The sequence below is a fragment of the Bradyrhizobium sp. 132 genome, assembly GCF_023074185.1.
Classification (GTDB): domain Bacteria; phylum Pseudomonadota; class Alphaproteobacteria; order Rhizobiales; family Xanthobacteraceae; genus Bradyrhizobium.
In genome coordinates, this window is sequence record NZ_JADPKY010000035.1 from 31,882 (window position 1) to 53,336 (window position 21,455).

Consider the following 21,455-nt stretch of genomic DNA (forward strand, 5'->3'; position numbering starts at 1 on the left):
GCCGTAAGGGACAAGGCATTTGGTATGAACGGACTTTCCGCGAGCCCCCGCGCCGCGCTGTCGAGCGCGATGACCGATCCGTTCGGACGGACCATCTCGTATTTGCGCGTCTCCGTCACCGACCGCTGCGACCTGCGCTGCTTCTACTGCATGTCGGAAGACATGACGTTCCTGCCCAAGGCGGATCTGCTGACGTTGGAAGAACTCGACCGGCTCTGCTCGGCCTTCATTGCCAAAGGCGTGAAGAAGCTGCGGCTCACCGGCGGCGAGCCGCTGGTCCGCCGCAACGTGGTGACGCTGGTGCGTTCGCTGTCGCGGCATCTCGAGAGCGGCGCGTTGGGCGAGCTGACGCTGACCACCAACGGCACCCAGCTTGCGAAACATGCCAGTGAGCTCGCCGATTGCGGCGTCCGCCGCATCAACGTCTCGCTCGACACGCTCGACCCGCAAAAGTTTCGCGAGATCACCCGCTGGGGCGAGATCGACAAGGTGCTGGAAGGCATCGAGGCCGCACGGGCCGCGGGGCTTGCCGTGAAGATCAACGCAGTGGCGCTGAAGAACCTCAACGAAGACGAACTTCCCGACCTGATGCGCTGGGCCCACGGCAAGGGCATGGGCCTGACGCTGATCGAGGTCATGCCGATGGGCGAGATCGGATCGGGACGGCTCGACCAGTATCTGCCGCTGTCGCTGGTGCGCGCGCGCCTCGCCCAGCAATTCACGCTGACGGATCTGGCCGAGAGCACCGGCGGGCCGGCGCGCTATGTCAGCGTCGCCGAGACCGGCGGCAAGCTCGGCTTCATCACCCCGATGACCCACAATTTCTGCGAATCCTGTAACCGGGTGCGCGTCACCTGCACGGGAACGTTGCACACCTGTCTCGGCCACGAGGACGCCTCTGATTTGCGCAAACCTCTGCGTGCATCCGATGACGATATGCTGCTTGCGGATGCGATCGACCGCGCCATCGGGCTCAAGCCCAAGGGCCACGACTTCATCATCGACCGCCGCCACGACCGCCCCAGCGTTTCGCGGCACATGAGTGTCACCGGCGGCTAGCATCGGCTGGCCGGCCGCGACTTATTCCCCTTAACTATCAACAAACTTCCGATTGACTGGCGGCACGCTCACTGGTTTGGTGCGGCTGCCTCATGCCTGCGCGGCGAGACAAGCCAACGCGCCACTCGGCGCAGTCAAGACGGCCGGGGCAAATCGGGGAGGACCAATCTTGCAAGCGCTCCTGAAGCTGAGCAATGGAATTGACGCGTTCACACGTTGGACGGGCAAGCGCCTGGCGTGGCTGATCCTGGTTGCCGTCGTCATCTCGGCGCTGAATGCGATTATTCGAAAGACGTTGGACACGTCCTCCAACTCGTGGCTCGAGCTGCAATGGGTGCTTTTCAGCATCGTGTTCCTGCTGTGCTCGTCCTGGACGCTGCTCGATAACGAGCACATCCGGATCGACATCTTCAACAGCATGATGCCGAAGCGGGTTCGCAACGTCATCGACGTGATCGGGCACCTCTTCTTCCTGATACCGCTGACCGTCGTCATGATCGTAACCGGCGTACCGTTCTTCCTGCGTTCGCTCCAGATCAACGAGCAATCCGGCAATGCGGGCGGCCTGCCGCAATGGCCGGCCAAGTCACTCGTCATGATCGGCTTCACGCTCCTGCTTGTTCAAGGCATCTCCGAACTGATCAAGCGGATCGCCATCATGCGTGGCATGATTCCGGATCCCCACGAGTCGCAGATTTCGGCGCTGGAGGCCGAAGTCGAGCACCTCGTTGAAGCGATCGAACAGAAGTGATCGCCAAGCGGCATCGTAGGGGGATTCAATGACCGCGTTTCTCATCGCCAATATGGCGCCAATCATGTTCGCCACGCTGGTGATCGTGCTGCTGCTCGGCTACCCGGCGGCATTTTCGCTCGGCGCCGTCGGCCTCTTCTTCGCTGTGATCGGCATTCAGCTCGGCGAATTCCATCCGGATTTCCTGCAGGCGCTGCCTGAGCGCGTCTACGGCGTGATGAACAACGACACGCTGCTCGCCATTCCCTTCTTCACCTTCATGGGACTGGTGCTCGAGCGCTCCGGCATGGCCGAGGATCTGCTCGACACTATCGGCCAGTTGTTCGGCACGATCCGGGGCGGCCTCGCCTACGCGGTGGTGTTCGTCGGCGCCCTGCTTGCAGCGACGACCGGCGTCGTGGCGGCTTCGGTGATCTCGATGGGCCTGATCTCACTGCCAATCATGCTGCGCTACGGCTATGACCGCCGCGTGGCGACCGGAATCATCGCGGCCTCCGGCACGCTGGCGCAGATCATTCCACCCTCGCTCGTCCTGATCGTGATGGCGGACCAGCTCGGCAAGTCGGTCGGCGACATGTACGAGGGCGCCTTCATTCCGGGCCTGGTGCTCGCGGGCCTCTACGCGGGGTACGCTTTTCTCGTCACCCTGATCTTTCCGAAAGCGGCGCCGGGCCTTCCCAAGGAGGCGATCGGCTTCCGCGAGGAAAGCGGCGACCGCGGCCTGAAGTCGCTTGGCGTGCTGTTCCTCGCGAGCTGCGTGTTCGGCTGGTTCATGATGCGGAATTCGGAGACCCACGGCGCCGACTTCGTCGTGCTCAGCATGTTCTTCGGCATCCTCTTCGCGTTCGCCGTCGCCGTCGCGAACTGGGCCATCGACAAGCTCACGGGCTTCCGTTTCCTCTCGAAGATGGCGCAACAAACCACCTTCGTCATGGTGCCGCCGCTGTTCCTGATCTTCCTGGTGCTGGGCACGATCTTCATCGGTGTCGCGACGCCCACCGAAGGCGGTGCGATGGGCGCAGCCGGCGCCCTCATTCTCGGTGCCATGAAACGTCGGCTGACCTGGGACCTCGTTCGTCAGGCGGTCGAATCGACGGCAAAGCTCTCCGCCTTCGTCGTCTTCATCCTGGTCGGGGCACGCGTATTCTCGCTCACCTTCTACGGCGTCAGTGGCCACGTCTGGGTCGAGCACCTGCTGACCTCCCTGCCCGGCGGCCAGGTCGGCTTCCTGATCTTCGTCAACGCGTTCGTGTTCGTGCTGGCGTTCTTCCTCGATTTCTTCGAACTCGCCTTCATCGTGATCCCGCTGCTCGGGCCCGCCGCGGAGCATCTCGGCATCGACCTGATCTGGTTTGGCGTGATCCTCGGCGTCAACATGCAGACTTCGTTCATGCACCCGCCGTTCGGATTTGCGCTGTTCTATTTGCGCTCGGTCGCGCCAAAGGAACGTTATACCGATCGCGTCACCGGCAAACGCATGGAGCCGGTCACGACGGGACAGATCTATTGGGGCGCGGTGCCGTTCGTCGTCATCCAGCTCATCATGGTGCTGCTGGTGATCATGTTCCCGTCGATGGTGATGCACTACAAGGGCGTGCAGTCCACCGTCGATCCCAACAGCATCAAGATCGAAATTCCGCAGATCGATCTGCCGCCGCTCGACTTCGGCCAGCCGAAGCAATAGCGCCCGGCCCGCCCGCAAAAAAAGAACCCGGAGCTTTCGCTCCGGGTTTTTTCGTTTGGCCGATCGCGGCTCGCAAATCAGCTCTGCGAGTTGCGCGCCATGAAGTTGTCATAGCCGACTTCGGCGACCTGGAACCACTGATATCCGTTGTTCGAGAACGCGGTCAGCGATTCGTAGACCTTCTTGAAGTCCGCGTTGCTGGCCGAGACTTCGGTGTGCAGCTCCTTTGCCGCCTTGAAGCAGGCTTGCATGACCTCCGGCGAGAACGGATGCAGCTTGGCGCCCGCTGCTAGCAGGCGCCGCAACGCCTGTGGATTGGCCTGGTCATACTTCGCCATCATCCAGTTGTTGGCGTAGTGCCCCGCTTGCTCGAGGATGCTCTGATAGTGCTTCGGCAGCGCGTTCCACTTGTCCTGGTTGACGAAGGCCAGAAGCATGGGCCCGCCTTCCCACCAGCCCGGGAAGTAATAATGCGGCGCGACCTTGACGAAGCCGAGCTTCTCGTCGTCATACGGTCCGACCCATTCGGCGGCGTCGATGGTGCCCTTCTCCAGCGCCGGATAGATGTCCCCTCCGGCGATCTGCTGCGGCACCGCGCCGAGTTTGGCCATCACCTTTCCGGCGAAGCCGCCGATGCGGAATTTCAACCCGCTGAAGTCCTGAGGCGTCTTGACCTCCTTGCGGAACCAGCCACCCATCTGACAGCCGGTGTTGCCGGCAAGCAGCGAAACGACGTTGTACTTCTTGTAGAACTCGTTCAGGACGTCCCTGCCGCCGCCCAGCATGTACCAGGCCTGGTTGATGCGCATGTTCGGTCCGAACGGCACGGCCGAGCCGAAGGTGAAGGTCGGGTCCTTGCCGAAATAATAGTAGGACGCGGTGTGGCCGATTTCGCAGGTGCCGTTCTGCACGGCATCGAGCACCTGAAGGCCCGGCACGATCTCGCCGCCGGCAAATGTCTGAATCTGGAATTTGTTGTCGGTCGCTTCCGCGACCATCTTGGCCATCATCTCGGCGCCGCCATAGAGCGTATCGAGTGATTTCGGCCAGCTCGTCGGCATGCGCCATTTGATCTCGGGCATCGATTGCGCGATGGCTGGAGCGGCGAGCGTCGCGGCACCCGCCGCACCAAGCCCGGTTACCTTGATGAAGTCTCTTCTTTTCATGATTTCCTACCCTGATGGATTGTGATGATGGGCCTTCTTGCCGAGGCTTGGAGGCCAGCATGGAACATGTCTCATCCGATTTCCATCCCGACGATGGCGAGGGACACAAATGCCCAGCTCCCACGCCAACCGGTCCTGCGACTTTAGGCTTAGACGATCAGCCGGAGATCGAAGGACGGAGCACGAAGTGATGCAGACCCGTTGGGCGCCTGGTGGCCACACGCCGCGATCGAGACGGCGCAGGTTCAGCCCGCCGCCGGTCCGGCCGCCTGCATCCCCTCCGCCAGCCTGAACCGCAGCGTGAACTCCGCGCCGCCGCCCGGAAGGTTCTCCACCGCGACTGTCGCCGTGTGATCGTCGGCCACGGCGCGCACGATCGAGAGCCCGAGGCCGGCGCCGTCGCTGCGCTGGCGGTCGGCGCGCCAGAAGCGCTGGAAGATCAGTTCGCGGTCGGCGTCCGCGATGCCCGGGCCGCAATCGCGCACCCGCACCGCACCGTCCTCGCTCACCTCGACGTCGACGGACGTGTCTTTTGCCGTGAACTTGATGGCGTTTTCGGCGAGATTGAAGATCGCGCGCTGGAGCATCTCGGAATTGCCATGGACCAGCACCGGCGCCTCGGTGCCCTTGAGGGCGATGTCCTTGTGCTGGGCTAGCGCGAACGGCGCGATCGCACCGACCACCTCGGCGCAGACGGCGCGCAAATCCGCGGACTCGCCGGGATCGAGCACCAGCGTGTCGAGCTCGGCGATCTCCAGCAGCTGGGCGACGATGCGGCTCATGGCTTCGATGTCGGCATGCAGCGCCTGCCGTGCGGCGCCGTCGCCAAGCGTCTCGATGCGCGTCCGCAGGATCGCGAGCGGCGTGCGCAATTGATGCGCGGCATCGGCCGTGAACTGCCGCTGCACGCGAAAGCCATCCTCGAGGCGATCGAGCGCCTGGTTGACGGCGGTGACGAGCGGGATGATCTCGCGCGGGATCTGCTCCGTCGGCAGGCGGATGTCGGTGCGCGCCGGCCCGATATTGCTGGCCTCCTCCGAGGCCTTCCACAGCGGTGCGATGGCGCGGCGGAAGATGATGATGTCGGCGGCGAGCAGGATCAGCAGGATCGGAATGGTGATCCACCCTACCCGCCGGAAGAAGTTCGAGATGATGTCGTCGATGATGACGTCGCGATGCGCAAGGTCCTCGGCGACGCGGATACGCACGATCTTGCCGTCGATGATGCGCGTGACGCCGGCGCCGGAAATCGTCTCGGACAGCGGCGGCGCCTGTGCCGCGGCGCCCGTCTTGCGGCGGGACGAAAACAGCAAACGGCCGTCGGCGTCGCGGATATCATACAGATACCGGCCATAGGCTTCGGAGTAGAGACCGCGCAGGCTGTCCGGCAGATTGAACGTCAGCAAGCCGTCCGGCTGCGCGACGATCCGTTCCCCCAGCACTTCGGCCTGCGCCCGCATGGCTTCGCGGTGCAACTGGTCGACTTCGGAATTGAGCAGCCAGAACATCACCAGCGGCAGGAAGATGGCAACCACCGCGACCGCCACGATGTGCATGAACACGATGCGCCAGATCAGCGATTTGAACGTCGGCGATCTCGCATAGATCCCGGCGACCCCCACGCTATTTCTCCTCGGCCATGAGATAGCCGACGCCGCGGATGGTGTGGATCACGACCTTCGCGCCGTGCTCGGTCAGCTGCTTGCGCAGCCGCGAGACGTAGACCTCGACCGCATTGGAGGCGACCTCGCCGTCGAGCCCGAAGATGTGGTCCTCGACGTTCTTCTTCGGCACCACGCGCCCCTGCCGGCGCAGCAAGATCTCCAGCACCGAGGTCTCGCGCGACGAGATGATCCGCGGCTGGTCGTCGACGAAGATTTGGCGGCTTTCGGTGTCGTAGGCGAGATTGGCGAGACGCAGCGAGCGGCCGAGCAACTGGCCCGGGCGGCGCAGGATCGCCTCCAGCCGCGCCACCAGCTCCTCCATCGCGAACGGTTTTGCGAGATAGTCGTCGGCGCCGCTGCGCAGGCCGCTGACGCGGTCCTGCAAGCCGCCGCGCGCGGTCAGCACCAGCACCGGCAGTGGCTCCATCTGCCGGCGCAGCTCGCGCAGCACCGAGAGGCCATCGCCGTCGGGCAGACCGAGGTCGAGGATCATCGCGGCATAGTTGACGCTGCTCACCGCCTCGCGCGCCTCGGCCGCGCTGCCGACGATATCGCTCTCATAGCCGGCCGCCGACAGCCCGCCGGCCACCAGCCGCGACAGTTCGGCATTGTCCTCGACGATCAGAAGGCGCATCGCATTTCCGCCGGATACCCACGTCACCCCACGGCCCTTGCCGCATCTTCGCTCTCTTCCACCATTCCGGCCACCTCGGCCAGCGAAAAAGCACCCGACAGACCGGTCACCTCTTCTGTCAGCTTCGCGTCAGCCAACCAGGCGCGCGCCCCTGCGGCGCCCGTGTCGGTTGTTGGACGCGAGCAGACATCCCCTGCCCGATCAAGCGTTACCGCTCCTGACCCAAATCTGGCATCGGACGGGGCTATTCGCTGAAACGTGAACGCGTTCACACTTGCAATCCGCCGGTCGTCCTAGGCTCTTTAACCGACGGGGGGCTGTTCTCGAAGCGGAGAAGCTGCAATGCGTGAACCAAACCTTGAAAAGTTGAACGCGCTCGTAGGAAAGCTTGTCGGCGACCTCGGCATCTCGCTTGGCGGCGCAAGCATCCTGCTCGGTGATCGCCTCGGGCTCTACAAGGCGATGGCCGATGGTGCGGTGGTCACTCCGTCCGAGCTTGCCAAGAAGACCGGTCTGCATGAGCGCTATGTGCGCGAATGGCTTTCCGGGCAGGCTGCCTCCGGATACATCGACTACCACCCCGAAAAAAACGCGTTCTCACTCTCGGCAGAGCAAGCCATGGCGTTCGCCGAAGAGGGCTCGCCAGCCTTCTTTGCCGGCGCATTCGATGTCGTGCAGTCCACCTACCTCGACGAACCCAAAGTCGCCGAAGCGTTTCGAACCGGGAAAGGCGTTGGTTGGCACGAGCATTCGAAGTGTCTTTTCTCTGGCACCGAGCGCTTCTTCAGGCCGGGCTATAACGCCAATCTGGTTTCGAACTGGATTCCGACGCTCGAAGGCGTCGAAGCGAAACTGAAAGCTGGCGCCAGGGTCGCCGACGTCGGATGCGGCCACGGCGCCTCTACGATTGTGATGGCGCAGGCCTACCCCAATTCAGAGTTTTTCGGGTTCGATTACCACAAGCCTTCGATTGAACGCGCGAAGGTCTTAGCGCAAGAAGCAGGAGTTGGAGACCGCATCACGTTCGCGCAGGCCAGTGCCAAGGATTTTCCGGCCAAAGACTATGATCTTGTGGCGTTCTTCGATTGCCTGCATGACATGGGCGATCCCGTGGGTGCAGGCAAGCATGTCAAGGAAACGCTGGCCAAGGATGGGTCGTGGATGATCGTCGAGCCGTTTGCTCATGACAATCTCAAGGACAATCTCAACCCGGTCGGATGCGTCTACTATCACGCCTCGACATTCATTTGTACGCCGGCATCACTGTCTCAGGAAGTGGGCCTGGGGCTCGGCGCACAGGCGGGTGAAAGCAGATTGCGTCAGGTGGCCACTGAAGCAGGCTTCAGGCGCTTCCGCCGCGCGACCGAGACGCCGTTCAACATGATCTTCGAAGTGCGTTCTTGACCGATCCGGCCGTTGTCCGGGTCCTGCAAGCCGCCGCGCGATAGTGGACAGGTGTCCCTGGCATCGCGGCCACACCCTTGATCCAGGTCAAGCATCACCTATCCTTTGGCCTCACGTTATGTTCAGCCTGAGGCAGCTCCGTCACTCCTTCAGCTCGCAGCAGGAAGAGGAGGATCACGATGCATCCGAACAAGCGTCTTTCGATCAAGTCCGCAACGATTGCAGGGATTGCTGCCAGCGCCCTGTTGGGGATTGCGGGTCTCACTCTCAATTCCGCACCAGCCGGGGCGGTCGTGTACTGCCAGTACGTTGATTATCCGCCTAGTTGCGTTGCGAGGGCCGGCGTCGTGCTCAGGCCACGCCCCGTGGCGCGAGCGGCGGTCCGGGCAGGCACCGCTGGCCCACGCAACATAAATGGCGGGGTCAATCGCGTCGGCATACGGTAGCGGTTCTGGTTTGTGAGTTGCGAGCCCTTGCTGCAATCGCACCCGTACGCACATTTCTGCGGCGGGTCGCGGCGCGCTAGCAACTTCCAGGTTGGCATCGCATTTGTTCATGCCTGACGAACGTGAGGAGCTTGCCGGTGATAACGATTCCAGAACTGACGTCCCAGGCGCTCGGTGCGTTCCTGATCTCGGAGACAAGAGGCCGCTTCGGCTCGTCGCATGCCACCTTGCCGGAATTGCTCCCCTACGCGGCAAAGCTGGCCCTGGAATGTATCGGCAACAGCGATGCATTATACCACAACGTCGAGCACACCTTGTTGGTCACGCTGGTCGGGCACGACATTCTGATCGGCCGCTCTCTCCTGAGGCCAACGACGGCCAGCGATTATGCTCACTTCATCCTCGCGTGTCTGATTCACGACATCGGCTACGTTCGGGGAATAATTCATGGAGACCAAGAGGGAGCCTATGTCGTTGATGGTAGCGGCCGAACAGTCGAATTGCCGATTGGCTCTTCCGATGCAGCGCTTGCACCCTATCACGTGGACCGCTCAAAATTATTCGCCGTGGAGCGTCTCGACGCAGTCGACCAGATCGACGCCGCTCGCGTTGCCCGGGCGATCGAATATACGCGTTTTCCCTATGCGGACGCTCCTACGAGCGAACTCAAGGATGACTTGGACGAGGAGGAAGGTTTGTTGCTGCGCGCCGCTGATCTGATTGGTCAGCTCGGCGATCCGAACTACATGAAGAAATCAAATGCGCTCTTCTATGAATTCGACGAGATAGGGCTCAACAAATCGCTCGGATACGCCACGCCCGCGGATGTGGTCTACAAATACCCTCAATTCTACTGGACCAAGGTTGCCCCCCAAATCCAGGCCGCCATCCGCTGTTTGAATGTAACCTCGAGCGGAAGGCAATGGATCAGCAGCCTGTATGGAAACGTCCTGCGCGCTGAGCGAGAAGTCAGACTATCTGGTCCACAGCTATAGATCGGCGTTCGCAAACCGTGGTTTTCGGCAAAGAGGCCGACACAGCCTGAGAGGGCACCCTGATCGGCTACTCGTGTCCCCTATTGCACGCGCGAGTTTGCACCACCGTCCGAGGCCGTTCGCCGGGGGCTTCGCGCCGATTTTCGTCTGCTTTTGATCAAGGAACCAACACCCCCGCATCCCCGTTTGCCTCGGCTGCAACATTACTCATTCGCATGAGGCGTCGTGCAGACCACCCAAGGTAATGCACATGCGGATTGCACGACGAACACGTTCCGGCTCGTTTAGATCGGACTGTCTGACCGCCTTCACGCGACATCCGGGCGCCACCGCGTTTGCTGCCGCAGGTACCCTCATCGCGGCTTCCGCAATCGTAAACCGACTGCTCGCGAGCAAAGCGCAACACGATAACCCTCCGCAGGGACGGTTCATCGACGTCGAGGGAGTTCGCCTGCACTATTTGGAGCGCGGCAGGGGCAAGCCGCTAGTTTTGTTTCACGGCAACGGCAGCATGATCCAGGATTTCCACTCGAGTGGGTTGATTGATCTCGCAACCGAGAACTACAGGGTCATCGTGTTCGATCGCCCGGGTTTTGGGCATAGCTCGCGGCCGAGGGACGTCGTCTGGACTCCGGATGCCCAGGCAGACCTGTTCAAGAAGGCGCTCGATCAGCTGGGCGTCTCTCAAGCAATGGTCCTGGGTCATTCGTGGGGGGCGTCGATTGCGGTTGCATTGGCGATCAAACATCCTTCGTTCGTGCAGGCTCTCGTGCTGGCCTCGGGATATTATTTCCCAACTCCCCGCTCGGACAGCGCGGCGTCGATGCTGTCCGCCGTACCGGTGCTCGGGGACGTCATCAGCTACACGATTTCGCCGCTAGCCGGCCGGATGATGTGGCCCACGATGTTGCGCAAGCTGTTTGGCCCCCGGCCGGTCCCAAAGAAGTTCGCGGGTTTTGCCAGGGAAATGGCGCTCCGCCCATCACAGATGCGGGCGACGGCGGCTGAAGCGACGATGTTGATCTCCGCCGCATTCTCGGGTTCGAAGGCGTATGGAGAACTCAAGATGCCTACGATCATTATCGCAGGCCAGCGCGACCGTTTGATCGATATCAAGCAGTCGGTCAGGCTGCATGGCGAGGTCAAGCAAAGCAAATTGCGCCGGATCGACGGAGTGGGACACATGATTCATCATTCCGCAACTGCTGACGTCATGGCGGCCATCGACGAAGCCGCTGCAGAGGCGGTGTTGATCCATGGAAGGGAAGGTCCGGGCGTACAACAGCCCGAAGAGACTTCCAGCGCCTGACGGGCGCGAGATGGTGGGCGTACTCTTTTCGACGGCCATGCCATTACCTGATTTCTTCACCATGAGGTACTTGTCGTTGCAACGCCTCCCACGCGAATTACGCGAGGATCGAGACCGTAGATTTCAAATCCATTGCGCTTGTAAGTTCTGATCGCTTCCCTGGTGGCCCCAAGCTTTACTTCGCACGATGCTCCTGAAAAGCCGCTCTGAGTTCAGCCAATACATCGCTTGTCGCGCCCAATTCCGCATCTGCACGGCTTGCAGGTAAATCCTTGTATGCAATCGGTTGATCGAACTGGCTTGCCGTGAAGTCATACCGCCGGCCTCTGATGCGATTGGAAAAATGTTCGCCGGCCGGCAGAGGCGTCTTCAGCAAGTCGCCGCCGAAGAGCTCGTGAAGGAGCAGCGCGGTGACGTTGCATTGCCCTGCCGCCGGATTGCTCGCCGTCCATTGGCTGGCGGTTGCCAATGACCAAGCCTTGCGCAGCGCGCTTTGTACCTCATCGGGATCGAAGCTCATCGTCACCCCCAAAGGTCGTGTCGAACTTAATTTCGGATTTTACGATAATCCTTTTTGCCACTGTATTGCCCGACGAGTCAAACGGCTTCGCTGCCCATAGGATCGACAGAGCGAAGCACTCGCTTGGTTGCTCCTGGGCAACGATGGCATCCGTGGGCCTGATCACCCCGCTTTGGCTCTCAAAATGCGGAGTTGCCCACGACCGCGCAATGATCGGGCCTTCCTTCTAATTAGCCCCATCGCGTCAAACTGTTAGCCGCATTCACAGCGCCTTGTCTTCTCGCCCCTGGTCTACTGTGCATGGGGTTGTTTTGCAGATTTTTTGTTGGACACCCTTCGTACCGCGGCCTCCGCGGCGCCCATCCCGATCACGTCGCGCCAAAGAAAAAGCCCGGCCTCGCGAACGAGACCGGGCGTATCGCCTTTCGACTTCTTGCGAAGATCAGCCGCGGGTGCGCGAGCGGATCATGAAGCTGTCGTAGGTGTATTCGGCGACCTGCCACCACAGATATTCGTCGGAGCGGTAGGCCTGCATGGCGTCGATCGACTTCTTGAAGTCGGGGTTCTTGGCCGAGATCTCGCCCCACAATTCGTTGGTCGCCTTGAGACAGGCTTCCAGAACCTCGTTGGTGAACGGGCGAAGCTGCGTTCCCCCGGCCACCAGACGCTTCAGGGCGCCGGGGTTCACCATGTCGTAGCGCGCGGCCATCCAGGTGTTTGTGTTGACGGTCGCGTTGGTGAGGATCGCCTGATAGTTCTTCGGCAATTCGTTCCACTTGTCGATGTTGGCGAAGGCGTGAACGGTCGGACCACCTTCCCAGAAACCCGGGTAGTAATAGTACTTGGCGACCTTGGCGAAGCCGAGCTTCTCGTCATCGTAGGGGCCGACCCATTCGGCCGCGTCGATGGTGCCCTTCTCGAGCGACGGATAGATGTCGCCGCCGGCGAGCTGCTGCGGCACCACGCCGACCTTCTGGAGCACCTGGCCGGCAATGCCGCCGATGCGCATCTTGAGGCCCGAGAGGTCGGCAACGGTCTTGATCTCCTTGCGGAACCAGCCGCCCATCTGGGTGCCGGTGTTGCCGCAGGGGAAGCCCACCACGTTCGACTTCTTGAAGAACTCGTTGGCGAGCTCGTTGCCGCCGCCCTGGTACAACCAGGAATTCTGCTGACGTGCGTTGAGGCCGAAAGGCACCGACGCGAAGATTGCGAAGGTCGGGTCTTTGCCGACGTAATAATACGACACTGTGTGGCACATCTCGACGGTGCCCTTCTGCGTCGCATCCAGCGCCTGCAGACCCGGAACGATTTCACCCGCCTGGAAGACCTGGATCTGAAACTTGTTGTCGGTCATCTCGGCGACGTACTTCGCCATCTGCTCGGCACCGCCATAAATGGTGTCGAGCGACTTCGGGAAGCTCGACGTCAGGCGCCACTTGATCTCGGGCGAGGACTGCGCGATCGCCGGCGAGGCCACCGCGGCGGTCGCCGCCGCGCCGGCTGCCGACACTTTCAGGAAATCACGACGCTTCATCTTCAGTCTCTCCTTGTTGGGGCGTTTCCCCTAACTTCCTCTTTGCTGCCGCACATTCCGGCGACGCGTTTTTGGGCCGCGTCGAACCGAAGGGGCTTGACTGCCGTGGGCCTTTAACACGGAAGCCCCGCTTTCGAAACGCGACATTGGCATGACAGGGCTCTACGAAAGTCGCATGTCCCCAGGGTATTGGTTTGAAGGGATTGGCTTGGATCCGCTCAGGCCGCGGCGATGACGCCCTTGAGCTGGTCACGGACCTGTCCTGCAACGGCGCGGTAGATCGCCGCATGGGGACCGTCCGGCTCGCTGTCGACCACGGGCGTGCCGGCATCCGAGGTGGCGCGAATCGCCATGTGCAGGGGGATCTCGCCCAGGAACGGTACCCCGAGCTTCTCGGCCTCGTGGCGCGCGCCGCCATGGCCGAAAATATCGGATTTCGTGCCGCAATGCGGGCACTGGAAGTAGCTCATGTTCTCGACGATGCCGAGCACGGGCACGTTGACCTTCTTGAACATCGCAAGTCCCCGCCTTGCGTCGATCAGGGACAGGTCCTGCGGGGTCGAGACGATCACGGCGCCCTTCAAGGGGACGTTCTGCGCCAAGGTGAGCTGGGCATCGCCCGTGCCCGGCGGCATGTCGACGACGAGCACGTCGAGCGTGCCCCATGCGACGTCGCGCAGCATCTGCGTCACCGCCGACATCACCATCGGCCCGCGCCAGATCATCGCGGTCTCTTCCTCCACCAGGAAGCCGATCGACATGATGGCGAGGCCGAAACGCCGGAGCGGAATCATCTTGCGCTCGTCGTTCAGCGCCGGCTTGTCGTGCAGGCCGGTCAGCCGCGGCACCGAGGGGCCGTAGATGTCGGCATCAAGCAGCCCGACCTTGAGGCCGAGGTCGCGCAGGCCCAGCGCCAGATTGAGCGCAGTGGTGGACTTGCCGACGCCGCCCTTGCCCGAGGCGACCGCGATCACGGCAGCGACGCCCGGAATCTCGGACTGCCGTGCCATCGGCGATTGACCGCCCTGTGGCGGCTTGTGGGCGTGGACCGGCTGCACGCCTGGCGCGCCGCGGCTCGGCGTTGGCGGCGAAGGCGGAGGCGGAGGCGGAGGCGGCGGCGCGGCGCCGGCCTTGCGCTCGGCGGTCAGCGCCACCATGACGGTGGTGACGCCGGGGATGGCGCGCACCGCGGCCTCGGCTTCGGCCCGGACGGATTCCCAGGCCCGCGCCTCGGCGGCATCGACATTGATCGAGAAGAACACCTTGCCGTCGGTGGCGTTGATCGCGCTCAGCACATTGGCATTTGCGAGCGCGACCCCTCGGGGCGACTTGATCTTGGCGAGGCTGTCGAGAACCTGTTGCTGCGTCACGGTCAAAGCGCATCTCCTCGAATTCAAGATGCCCCATTAGAGCGGAAACGCCCAAAAGGCTACCGCCTGCCGATATCGCCAGCCATCTCGGCGGACGCCGCCCCCTGCTCCGTGGCTGCCTCGTAATTCAGCTCGATCAGGACCCCATTGGGGTCGTAGACGAAGATCTGCCAGAGGTCGCCGCCGGGCACCTGGCGGGAGTCGAACCTCATGCCCTTGGACGCCAAACGCTGCTTCATGCCGTCGAACCCGCGGCTGACGAAGGCGACGTGGTGGACAACGCCGGAATCCGGTTTTTGTGGCTCCGCGGTCAGCGAAATATCGACGAGGTGCACCACCGGCCTGCCCTCGCTGTACATCCAGGCGCCGGGGAAGGCGAAATTCGGCCGGGCGCCATTTTCCAGGCCCAGCACATCCTCGTAGAAGCGGACGGTCTCGGCCAGATTCCGGGTCCGGATGTTGAAATGATCGAGCACGCCAACGCTTACGCTGCCCATGCTTTCCCTCCCTTTTATTGAAGTCCTTAGGTCCGCCATCCTAGCACAGGAGGGCATCAAACGAAGCCGTTGCCCTCCGGCCTCAACGGTTTATGGTGCGCGCGATCTGCCGCAATGGCGGAACTTTTGAGGGCGTCGATTGGCGCCCCCTCGCCCGGCAAAAAACCGTAAAACCCGAACTACGGACAAGGTACCCCACATGGCTAAAGTCGCTTTCCTCGGTCTCGGCGTCATGGGCTTCCCCATGGCCGGACACCTCGTGAAAAAAGGGGGCCATGAGGTCACCGTCTACAACCGCACCGCGGCCAAGGCGAAGGAATGGGCGGACAAGTTTGGCGGCAAGACCGCGGCGACGCCGAAGGCTGCAGCCGAGGGCCAGGATTTCGTGATGTGCTGCGTTGGCAACGACAATGATCTGCGCGCGGTCACGATCGGCGCCGACGGCGCGTTCGCCGGCGTGAAAAAGGGCGCGACCTTCGTCGACCACACCACCGCCTCCGCCGAGGTCGCGCGTGAGCTTGATGCTGCCGCGACCACGGCCGGCTTCAAGTTCATCGACGCACCCGTGTCCGGCGGCCAGGCCGGCGCCGAGAACGGCGTGCTGACCGTGATGTGCGGCGGCGCCCAGGATGCCTATTCCGGCGCCGAGCCAATCATCACAGGCGCCTATGCGCGAATGTGCAAACTGCTCGGGCCGGCCGGCTCGGGCCAGCTGACCAAAATGGTCAACCAGATTTGCATCGCAGGCCTGGTTCAGGGACTCTCCGAGGGCATCCACTTCGCCAAGAAGAGCGGCCTCGACGTCGCCGCCGTGATCGAGACCATCTCAAAAGGCGCGGCTCAGTCCTGGCAGATGGAGAACCGCTACAAGACCATGAACGACGACAAGTACGATTTCGGCTTCGCGGTCGAATGGATGCGCAAGGACCTCTCGATCTCGCTGGCCGAAGCCCGCCGCAACGGCGCCAATCTGCCGGTCACCGCGCTCGTCGACCAGTTCTACGCCGAGGTCGAGAAGATGGGCGGCAAGCGCTGGGACACGTCGAGCCTGCTCGCGCGCCTTAATCGCTGACACCTGACGAAGTGATCCTGCCTTGCTGATCGCACTCGCCGCAATCTTCGTCCTCGCCTATGCGGCGATCGCGCTCGAGCATCCGATCGGGGTGAACAAGAGCGCGTCTGCGCTGCTCGGCGCGGGCGTGCTCTGGACAATCTACTCGCTCGCGACGGGCGACCACACGTTGGTCAGCCGTCAGCTTGATGAGTCCGTCGCCTCCACCGCGCAGATCGTGTTCTTCCTGATTGGCGCGATGACCATCGTCGAGGTCATCGACGCCCATGACGGTTTCGAGGTCATCACCTCCCGCATCAGCACGACCAGCCAGATCCGTCTGATATGGCTGATTGGCTTCGTGACCTTCTTCCTCAGTGCGATCCTCGACAATCTGACCACCACCATCGTCATGGTCTCGCTGATCCAGCGGCTGATCGCCAAGCGCGACGACCGCCTACTGTTCGCCTCCCTCATCGTCATCGCCGCGAACGCCGGCGGTGCATGGACCGTGATCGGCGATGTCACCACGACCATGCTGTGGATAGGCGGACAGATCTCGCCGCTAAAGATCATGGGCGCGGTGTTCCTGCCCTCGCTGCTCAACCTGCTGGTGCCGCTCGCATTCATCAGCTTTTCGCTCAAGGGCAAGACCATCGCGTCGCCGCCGAAAGAGGACGGATTGCAGAGCGTCGATCCGGTCGAGCGGAACGTGATGTTCTATCTCGGACTCGGCGTACTGATCGCGGTGCCCGTCTTCAAGACGGTCACGCACCTGCCGCCCTTCATGGGCGTCCTGCTCGGGCTTGGCATCGTGTGGTTGGTCGGCGAGATCCTTCATCGCAACAAGGATGAGCATGTCCGTGGCCCGCTCACGCTTGCGCATGCGCTGACGCGGATCGACATGGGCTCGATCGTGTTTTTCCTCGGGATCTTGCTCGCGGTCGCCAGCCTCGAACATGCTGGCCTGCTCTCCATGCTGGCCAAATGGCTGGACGCCGCGATCGGTCGCCAGGATCTCATCGTCATCGTGCTCGGCCTGCTGAGCGCCGTCATCGACAACGTGCCGCTGGTGGCCGCGACCATGGGCATGTACGACCTCGGCCACTATCCGCCCGACAGCTTCCTCTGGGAGTTCATCGCCTATTGCGCCGGCACCGGCGGTTCGATCCTGATCATCGGCTCGGCCGCAGGCGTCGCCGCCATGGGGCTCGAGCGCATCGAGTTCCTCTGGTATGCCCGCCGCATCGCCGTCCCCGCGCTCGCCGGCTATCTGGCGGGAGCCGTGGTGTACATCGCGCAGCATGCGGTGCTGCAATGAGCTACTCAGGCCGGATCCAAAATTAACGCCGGGTTAACGTAATTCTTTAGCTCCTTAAGTCACCTCTTAAGGATTTCTTGCCAGAGATAGACAATGCAGAAGGCCCGCCTCGCGCGGGCAGGAATTGTTGTTGTGCGATGAGTAAACCCGCTGAAAAGCCCGAGGTTGTCCAGCTTCCGGCCGAGCCGGTGAGCGCGCCGTCGGCGAGCAGCCGAAGGGCTGCGGCGCAGCGGGTGCGCGAGGCGCGCGACAAGTTAACGTCGACCAGCGGAACCCGGCCGGCTTTCGACGCCGAGATGCTGCGCCAATATGCCCAGACGCGGCTGTCGGCCTCCTATGTCGCGATGCTGCTGGTCGTTGCCACCGGCGTGCTGTTCGGGCTGTGGATGCAGCCGATTCCGGCCGCAGCCTGGACCGCCGGCATGCTCTGCATCCACGCAGCGATGATCCGCAGTTGCCACCGCTTCCTGGCCGCGCCCTCCTCGCCAACCGCGACGCGCGCCTGGCGGACGCGCTTCGTCGTGCTCGACCTGCTCTATGGCCTATGCTGGATGGCGATCCTGATCCATCCCGTGCTCGACCTGGTCACGGAAACGCTGATGATGTTCCTGATGCTGCTGGTCATCGCAGTATCGAGCATGCTGGCGGCCAATCTGCCGATCGCGGCCCTTGCCGCCACGGCGCCGGTCGCGGTCGCGATGGCGCTGAGTTTTGTGATGACCGGCTCGCTGGACAATTACATCCTGGCCGGGCTCGCGCTCGCCGCCGAAGGCTATTTCGTGCTGCTGGCGCACCGCCTGCACTCCTCGACTTTCGCCACGCTCGAGGCGCGCGCCGAGAAGGACGCGCTGATCGGCGAGCTCGAACAGGCCAAGGCGATCTCGGATGAAGCCCGTCACCGCGCCGAATCCGCCAATGTCGCCAAGTCGCGCTTTCTCGCGCAGATGAGCCACGAACTGCGCACGCCGCTGAACGCGATCCTCGGCTTCTCCGAGGTGATGAAGAGCGAGATTTTTGGCGCGCATGCCGTGCCTGTCTACAAGGAGTATTCCGGGGACATCCATAATTCCGGCGTCCACCTGCTCAATCTCATCAACGAGATCCTCGACCTGTCGCGGATCGAGGCCGGCCGTTATGAACTCAACGAGGAAGCGGTCTCGCTGGTCGGCATTGTCGCCGACTGCCATCATTTGATGAAGCTGCGCGCCTCGAGCCGCGGCATCACCATCCACGAGGTGTTCGAGCAGGCGATGCCGCGGCTCTGGGCCGACGAGCGCGCGATCCGCCAGGTCGTGCTCAACCTGCTCTCCAACTCGATCAAGTTCACGCCGCAGGGCGGCGAGATCTGGCTCAAGGCGGGCTGGACGGCCTCGGGCGGACAATATCTCTCGGTGAAGGATTCCGGCTCCGGAATCCCCGAGGACGAGATCCCGGTCGTGCTCGCCTCGTTCGGCCAAGGCTCCAACTCGATCAAGTCGGCCGAACAGGGCGCGGGTCTCGGCCTGCCGATCGCAAAAAATCTAATCGACCTGCATGGCGGTACGTTCACGCTGAAATCGAAGCTGCGCATCGGCACCGAGGTGATCGTTACCTTCCCGCCCGAGCGCGTGATGAGCGCGCTGGCGCCGATGTCGGATGATTCTCCGCCGCTTCAGCCGGACAGTTCCGCGGTGGCGGACGAGAAGCGCAGGCCGCGTAACAAGCCGATCATGAGCGCAGGTACAGGCTCGTAACGAGATGCTTGCAGACATGCCCGACGATCCCTCACTATGCCCGAATGAGCAAAGAAACGCCGTGCGTCGCCGTCTGCATGATCGATCCCAAGACAAAACTGTGCTTCGGCTGTGGACGCACCTTGCCGGAGATCGCGCGCTGGCATGCTATGGAAAGCGCGGAACGGCTGGCGGTCATGGCGCTGTTGCCGGTGCGCATGAATCAGGCTGGACTTGCGCCCATCGCGGGATCGCCGAAACGCACTTGACCGGCCGGCGCGCATCCGGAGGTGCGCGATGATCCGCTTCCTGCTCGTTCTCATCATGCTCGCCGGCACGGCGGGCGCCGTCGTTGCCTATGGCGATTCCGACCAGCTCGCGCGCGCGAGCAGCAGGGTCTCGCACATCTTTCGCACACAGACCGCATCGCCTGCCCCCGCCGTGCAGATCCAGCGCGGCCAGGGCGGCGAATTCGCGTTGCGCGCGAAGATCAACGGCGTCGTCGCACCGATGGTCATCGACACCGGCGCGACCTCGGTGGTGCTGACCTGGGAAACCGCGAAAGCGATCGGGCTGCCACTCGAGATGCTCGAATACGACGTCAATCTCGAAACCGCGGGCGGCCACACCAAGGCGGCCCGCCTCACGCTTGAGCGCCTCTCTGTCGGCCACCTCGTCGAGAAGTCGGTGCCGGCCCTCGTCGTTCAGCGCGGGCAGATGAAGACGAACCTGCTCGGCATGAGCTTCCTCGACCGCCTGGAGAGCTGGGGCGTGCGCGCCGACAAGCTGATGCTCACCGGCTATCCGGAGCTCCAGACCGGTCACCGCCGCTCGCGTCTGGCAGTCGACTAGACTCCCCACGAGAGCCGCGCCGCCACTGCCGACAGACGCGATCACGCGGGCTGCCATCCATCACGGACGCAACATCAAGCGGCGCGCCGCGGACTGGAATCCGGCTCTTCAAGTGACTACGGCTAGGCTGCCGCCTCCGCCGGCGCACGCGCACCGACACGCGCGATCGCATCGCGCAGCACCTCGAGGCCGGCGCCCGGCTTCGCCCCCTGCTCGGAAAGATGGCGGCGGAAGGCGCGCGCGCCGGGAACGGCGTGGAATGCGCCGACGAAATGCCGCGTGATGGCGTGCAGCCGCGTGCCGTGCGCGAGCTGCTGCTCGATGTAGGCCATCATCGCCTCGATCGCATCCTGCATCGAGGCATGCGGCGCCGCCTCGCCGAAAATGTCTTGATCGACCGACAGCAGCCGCCATGGCTCCTGATAGGCGGCGCGGCCGAGCATCACGCCGTCGACGTGTTCGAGATGTGCTCTCGCCTCGTCGATGCCGGGGATGCCGCCGTTGATGATGACGGGCACGTCAGGCATCGCGCGCTTGAGGCGATAGACGCGATCATAGTCGAGCGGCGGGATGTCGCGATTCTCCTTCGGCGACAAACCGTTGAGCCATGCTTTCCGGGCATGCACAATCAGCGCATCGCAGCCGGACGCGACGACCGCGCGCGCGAGCTTGTCGAGCGCGATTTCCGGATCCTGGTCGTCGATGCCGATGCGGCACTTCACGGTGACCGGCACGGCAACCGCACGCTTCATCGCCTCGACGCCCCCCGCCACGAGATCAGGCTCCGCCATGAGGCAAGCGCCGAAACGGCCGTCCTTCACGCGATCGGAGGGGCAACCGACATTGAGGTTGATCTCGTCATAGCCGAACTCCTCGCCGATCCGCGCCGCCAGCGCGAGCTCGCGCGGATCCGACCCGCCGAGCTGAAGCGCCACTGGGTGCTCAACCCTGTCGAACCCAAGCAGCCGCTCCCGGTCACCATGGATGATGGCGCCAGTGGTCAGCATCTCCGTATAAAGCAGCGCCCGCCTCGTCAGGTGACGGTGGAACACCCTGCAATGCCGGTCGGTCCAATCCATCATCGGGGCGCAAGAAAATTTCCAACGTAAGTCATTCATTTCGTTGATCTGTTTCATCTTCACCCGGTCCTATGACGGATCGAGCCAATCTTTATTGTCACTCAGTTGCTCGGCAAATCGGCGCTTTGTCACTGGAGCAGTTCTTTTCTCCATTCACATGCAACGCGAGCGCCCCAAAGAACGTCCCACATTCAACCGAAATCAAGAATCAGCTTTGGCAAATGAAATCAATGTTGATCCGAGGCTTCGAGGGAGAAATCACATGCGCCGCAACATGAGCGTGGTCGGGGAAACTCCTCAATAGAGCGTGAGCAGCATGATGAAATTGGACCACATGGCCGGTCAACCCGGAGCACATCAAATCAAGCACGTTGGGCACGAGCACTCCATAACTGCGACCGGATTCT

The 21,455-nt window shown here is 62.7% G+C and carries 20 protein-coding genes; 12 read left to right on the forward strand and 8 right to left on the reverse strand.

Annotated features, from left to right (window positions below; all coding sequences use genetic code 11):
* Nucleotides 1–24 precede the first annotated feature (24 nt).
* The 3 genes from moaA to IVA74_RS06330 all read left to right on the forward strand — a co-directional run bounded on the left by moaA (nucleotide 25) and on the right by IVA74_RS06330 (nucleotide 3,494).
* Entirely contained in the window at nucleotides 25–1,059 is a 1,035-nt protein-coding gene (gene moaA / locus IVA74_RS06320; RefSeq protein WP_247340839.1) for a GTP 3',8-cyclase MoaA, read from the forward strand.
* Nucleotides 1,060–1,228: 169 nt separating this feature from the next.
* Nucleotides 1,229–1,810 (forward strand): TRAP transporter small permease subunit, encoded by a 582-nt coding sequence (locus IVA74_RS06325; RefSeq protein ID WP_247340840.1) that lies wholly within the window; start codon nucleotides 1,229–1,231, stop codon nucleotides 1,808–1,810.
* A 28-nt stretch (nucleotides 1,811–1,838) separates the two neighbouring features.
* Nucleotides 1,839–3,494, forward strand: coding sequence for a TRAP transporter large permease subunit (locus tag IVA74_RS06330; RefSeq protein ID WP_247340841.1), 1,656 nt, complete (start codon nucleotides 1,839–1,841; stop codon nucleotides 3,492–3,494).
* Nucleotides 3,495–3,571: 77 nt separating this feature from the next.
* Here the strand turns inward: IVA74_RS06330 and IVA74_RS06335 are convergent, their stop codons facing one another.
* The 3 genes from IVA74_RS06335 to IVA74_RS06345 form a co-directional block, all read right to left on the reverse strand.
* Nucleotides 3,572–4,660, reverse strand: coding sequence for a TRAP transporter substrate-binding protein (locus tag IVA74_RS06335; RefSeq protein WP_247340842.1), 1,089 nt, complete (start codon nucleotides 4,658–4,660; stop codon nucleotides 3,572–3,574).
* A 245-nt stretch (nucleotides 4,661–4,905) separates the two neighbouring features.
* The gene (locus IVA74_RS06340; protein WP_247340985.1) at nucleotides 4,906–6,216 is read right to left on the reverse strand and encodes an ATP-binding protein; all 1,311 of its coding nucleotides are present in this window, start codon (nucleotides 6,214–6,216) and stop codon (nucleotides 4,906–4,908) included.
* 67 nt (nucleotides 6,217–6,283) lie between these two features.
* Nucleotides 6,284–6,958 carry a response regulator transcription factor gene (locus IVA74_RS06345; RefSeq protein WP_247340843.1) on the reverse strand — a complete coding sequence of 225 codons (675 nt, stop codon included), beginning with the start codon at nucleotides 6,956–6,958 and terminating at the stop codon, nucleotides 6,284–6,286.
* 342 nt (nucleotides 6,959–7,300) lie between these two features.
* Here IVA74_RS06345 and IVA74_RS06350 point away from each other — a divergent pair, with 342 nt between their 5' ends.
* The 4 genes from IVA74_RS06350 to IVA74_RS06365 all read left to right on the forward strand — a co-directional run bounded on the left by IVA74_RS06350 (nucleotide 7,301) and on the right by IVA74_RS06365 (nucleotide 11,112).
* The gene (locus IVA74_RS06350) at nucleotides 7,301–8,362 is read left to right on the forward strand and encodes a class I SAM-dependent methyltransferase (RefSeq protein WP_247340844.1); all 1,062 of its coding nucleotides are present in this window, start codon (nucleotides 7,301–7,303) and stop codon (nucleotides 8,360–8,362) included.
* A gap of 179 nt (nucleotides 8,363–8,541) precedes the next feature.
* Nucleotides 8,542–8,808: a hypothetical protein gene (locus IVA74_RS06355; protein WP_247340845.1), complete on the forward strand. Its 267-nt coding sequence runs from the start codon at nucleotides 8,542–8,544 to the stop codon at nucleotides 8,806–8,808.
* 137 nt (nucleotides 8,809–8,945) lie between these two features.
* A complete protein-coding gene (locus IVA74_RS06360; RefSeq protein ID WP_247340846.1) occupies nucleotides 8,946–9,803 on the forward strand; it encodes a metal-dependent phosphohydrolase in 858 nt (285 codons plus the stop codon).
* 250 nt (nucleotides 9,804–10,053) lie between these two features.
* Nucleotides 10,054–11,112, forward strand: a complete 1,059-nt coding sequence (locus IVA74_RS06365; protein WP_247340847.1) for an alpha/beta hydrolase — start codon at nucleotides 10,054–10,056, stop codon at nucleotides 11,110–11,112.
* Nucleotides 11,113–11,287: 175 nt separating this feature from the next.
* Here IVA74_RS06365 and IVA74_RS06370 read toward each other — a convergent pair whose 3' ends face one another.
* The 4 genes from IVA74_RS06370 to IVA74_RS06385 all read right to left on the reverse strand — a co-directional run bounded on the left by IVA74_RS06370 (nucleotide 11,288) and on the right by IVA74_RS06385 (nucleotide 15,033).
* Nucleotides 11,288–11,632 (reverse strand): hypothetical protein, encoded by a 345-nt coding sequence (locus IVA74_RS06370; RefSeq protein WP_247340849.1) that lies wholly within the window; start codon nucleotides 11,630–11,632, stop codon nucleotides 11,288–11,290.
* Between the two features lie 442 nt (nucleotides 11,633–12,074).
* Entirely contained in the window at nucleotides 12,075–13,166 is a 1,092-nt protein-coding gene (locus tag IVA74_RS06375) for a TRAP transporter substrate-binding protein (protein ID WP_027517246.1), read from the reverse strand.
* Between the two features lie 218 nt (nucleotides 13,167–13,384).
* Nucleotides 13,385–14,542, reverse strand: a complete 1,158-nt coding sequence (locus IVA74_RS06380; protein ID WP_247340851.1) for an Mrp/NBP35 family ATP-binding protein — start codon at nucleotides 14,540–14,542, stop codon at nucleotides 13,385–13,387.
* A gap of 53 nt (nucleotides 14,543–14,595) precedes the next feature.
* Nucleotides 14,596–15,033: a VOC family protein gene (locus tag IVA74_RS06385; protein ID WP_247340854.1), complete on the reverse strand. Its 438-nt coding sequence runs from the start codon at nucleotides 15,031–15,033 to the stop codon at nucleotides 14,596–14,598.
* Nucleotides 15,034–15,232: 199 nt separating this feature from the next.
* Between IVA74_RS06385 and IVA74_RS06390 the strand changes: the two genes are divergently transcribed.
* The 5 genes from IVA74_RS06390 (at nucleotide 15,233) to IVA74_RS06410 (ending at nucleotide 19,969) form a co-directional block, all read left to right on the forward strand.
* Nucleotides 15,233–16,105 (forward strand): NAD(P)-dependent oxidoreductase, encoded by an 873-nt coding sequence (locus IVA74_RS06390; RefSeq protein WP_247340855.1) that lies wholly within the window; start codon nucleotides 15,233–15,235, stop codon nucleotides 16,103–16,105.
* A gap of 22 nt (nucleotides 16,106–16,127) precedes the next feature.
* A complete protein-coding gene (nhaD, locus tag IVA74_RS06395) occupies nucleotides 16,128–17,405 on the forward strand; it encodes a sodium:proton antiporter NhaD (RefSeq protein WP_247340856.1) in 1,278 nt (425 codons plus the stop codon).
* A gap of 137 nt (nucleotides 17,406–17,542) precedes the next feature.
* Complete coding sequence (locus IVA74_RS06400) at nucleotides 17,543–19,138, forward strand: HAMP domain-containing sensor histidine kinase (RefSeq protein ID WP_247340857.1); 1,596 nt, start codon at nucleotides 17,543–17,545, stop codon at nucleotides 19,136–19,138.
* 44 nt (nucleotides 19,139–19,182) lie between these two features.
* A complete protein-coding gene (locus IVA74_RS06405) occupies nucleotides 19,183–19,386 on the forward strand; it encodes a DUF1289 domain-containing protein (protein ID WP_247340858.1) in 204 nt (67 codons plus the stop codon).
* A 28-nt stretch (nucleotides 19,387–19,414) separates the two neighbouring features.
* Entirely contained in the window at nucleotides 19,415–19,969 is a 555-nt protein-coding gene (locus IVA74_RS06410) for a TIGR02281 family clan AA aspartic protease (RefSeq protein ID WP_247340859.1), read from the forward strand.
* Between the two features lie 122 nt (nucleotides 19,970–20,091).
* On the opposite strand, the gene dusA is transcribed toward IVA74_RS06410, so the two are convergent.
* The gene (gene dusA, locus IVA74_RS06415; protein ID WP_256467592.1) at nucleotides 20,092–21,087 is read right to left on the reverse strand and encodes a tRNA dihydrouridine(20/20a) synthase DusA; all 996 of its coding nucleotides are present in this window, start codon (nucleotides 21,085–21,087) and stop codon (nucleotides 20,092–20,094) included.
* Between the last annotated feature and the right edge of the window lie 368 nt (nucleotides 21,088–21,455).

Bases quoted from the DNA above. Each gene is read 5' to 3' on its own strand.
- moaA (WP_247340839.1), top strand. From the start codon at position 25: ATGAACGGACTTTCCGCGAGCCCCCGCGCCGCGCTGTCGAGCGCGATG.
- IVA74_RS06330 (WP_247340841.1), top strand. From the start codon at position 1,839: ATGACCGCGTTTCTCATCGCCAATATGGCGCCAATCATGTTCGCCACG.
- IVA74_RS06335 (WP_247340842.1), bottom strand. From the start codon at position 4,660: ATGAAAAGAAGAGACTTCATCAAGGTAACCGGGCTTGGTGCGGCGGGT.
- IVA74_RS06340 (WP_247340985.1), bottom strand. From the start codon at position 6,216: ATGCACATCGTGGCGGTCGCGGTGGTTGCCATCTTCCTGCCGCTGGTG.
- IVA74_RS06345 (WP_247340843.1), bottom strand. From the start codon at position 6,958: ATGCGCCTTCTGATCGTCGAGGACAATGCCGAACTGTCGCGGCTGGTG.
- IVA74_RS06350 (WP_247340844.1), top strand. From the start codon at position 7,301: ATGCGTGAACCAAACCTTGAAAAGTTGAACGCGCTCGTAGGAAAGCTT.
- IVA74_RS06355 (WP_247340845.1), top strand. From the start codon at position 8,542: ATGCATCCGAACAAGCGTCTTTCGATCAAGTCCGCAACGATTGCAGGG.
- IVA74_RS06365 (WP_247340847.1), top strand. From the start codon at position 10,054: ATGCGGATTGCACGACGAACACGTTCCGGCTCGTTTAGATCGGACTGT.
- IVA74_RS06370 (WP_247340849.1), bottom strand. From the start codon at position 11,632: ATGAGCTTCGATCCCGATGAGGTACAAAGCGCGCTGCGCAAGGCTTGG.
- IVA74_RS06375 (WP_027517246.1), bottom strand. From the start codon at position 13,166: ATGAAGCGTCGTGATTTCCTGAAAGTGTCGGCAGCCGGCGCGGCGGCG.
- IVA74_RS06385 (WP_247340854.1), bottom strand. From the start codon at position 15,033: ATGGGCAGCGTAAGCGTTGGCGTGCTCGATCATTTCAACATCCGGACC.
- IVA74_RS06390 (WP_247340855.1), top strand. From the start codon at position 15,233: ATGGCTAAAGTCGCTTTCCTCGGTCTCGGCGTCATGGGCTTCCCCATG.
- IVA74_RS06400 (WP_247340857.1), top strand. From the start codon at position 17,543: ATGAGTAAACCCGCTGAAAAGCCCGAGGTTGTCCAGCTTCCGGCCGAG.
- IVA74_RS06405 (WP_247340858.1), top strand. From the start codon at position 19,183: ATGAGCAAAGAAACGCCGTGCGTCGCCGTCTGCATGATCGATCCCAAG.
- IVA74_RS06410 (WP_247340859.1), top strand. From the start codon at position 19,415: ATGATCCGCTTCCTGCTCGTTCTCATCATGCTCGCCGGCACGGCGGGC.
- dusA (WP_256467592.1), bottom strand. From the start codon at position 21,087: ATGAATGACTTACGTTGGAAATTTTCTTGCGCCCCGATGATGGATTGG.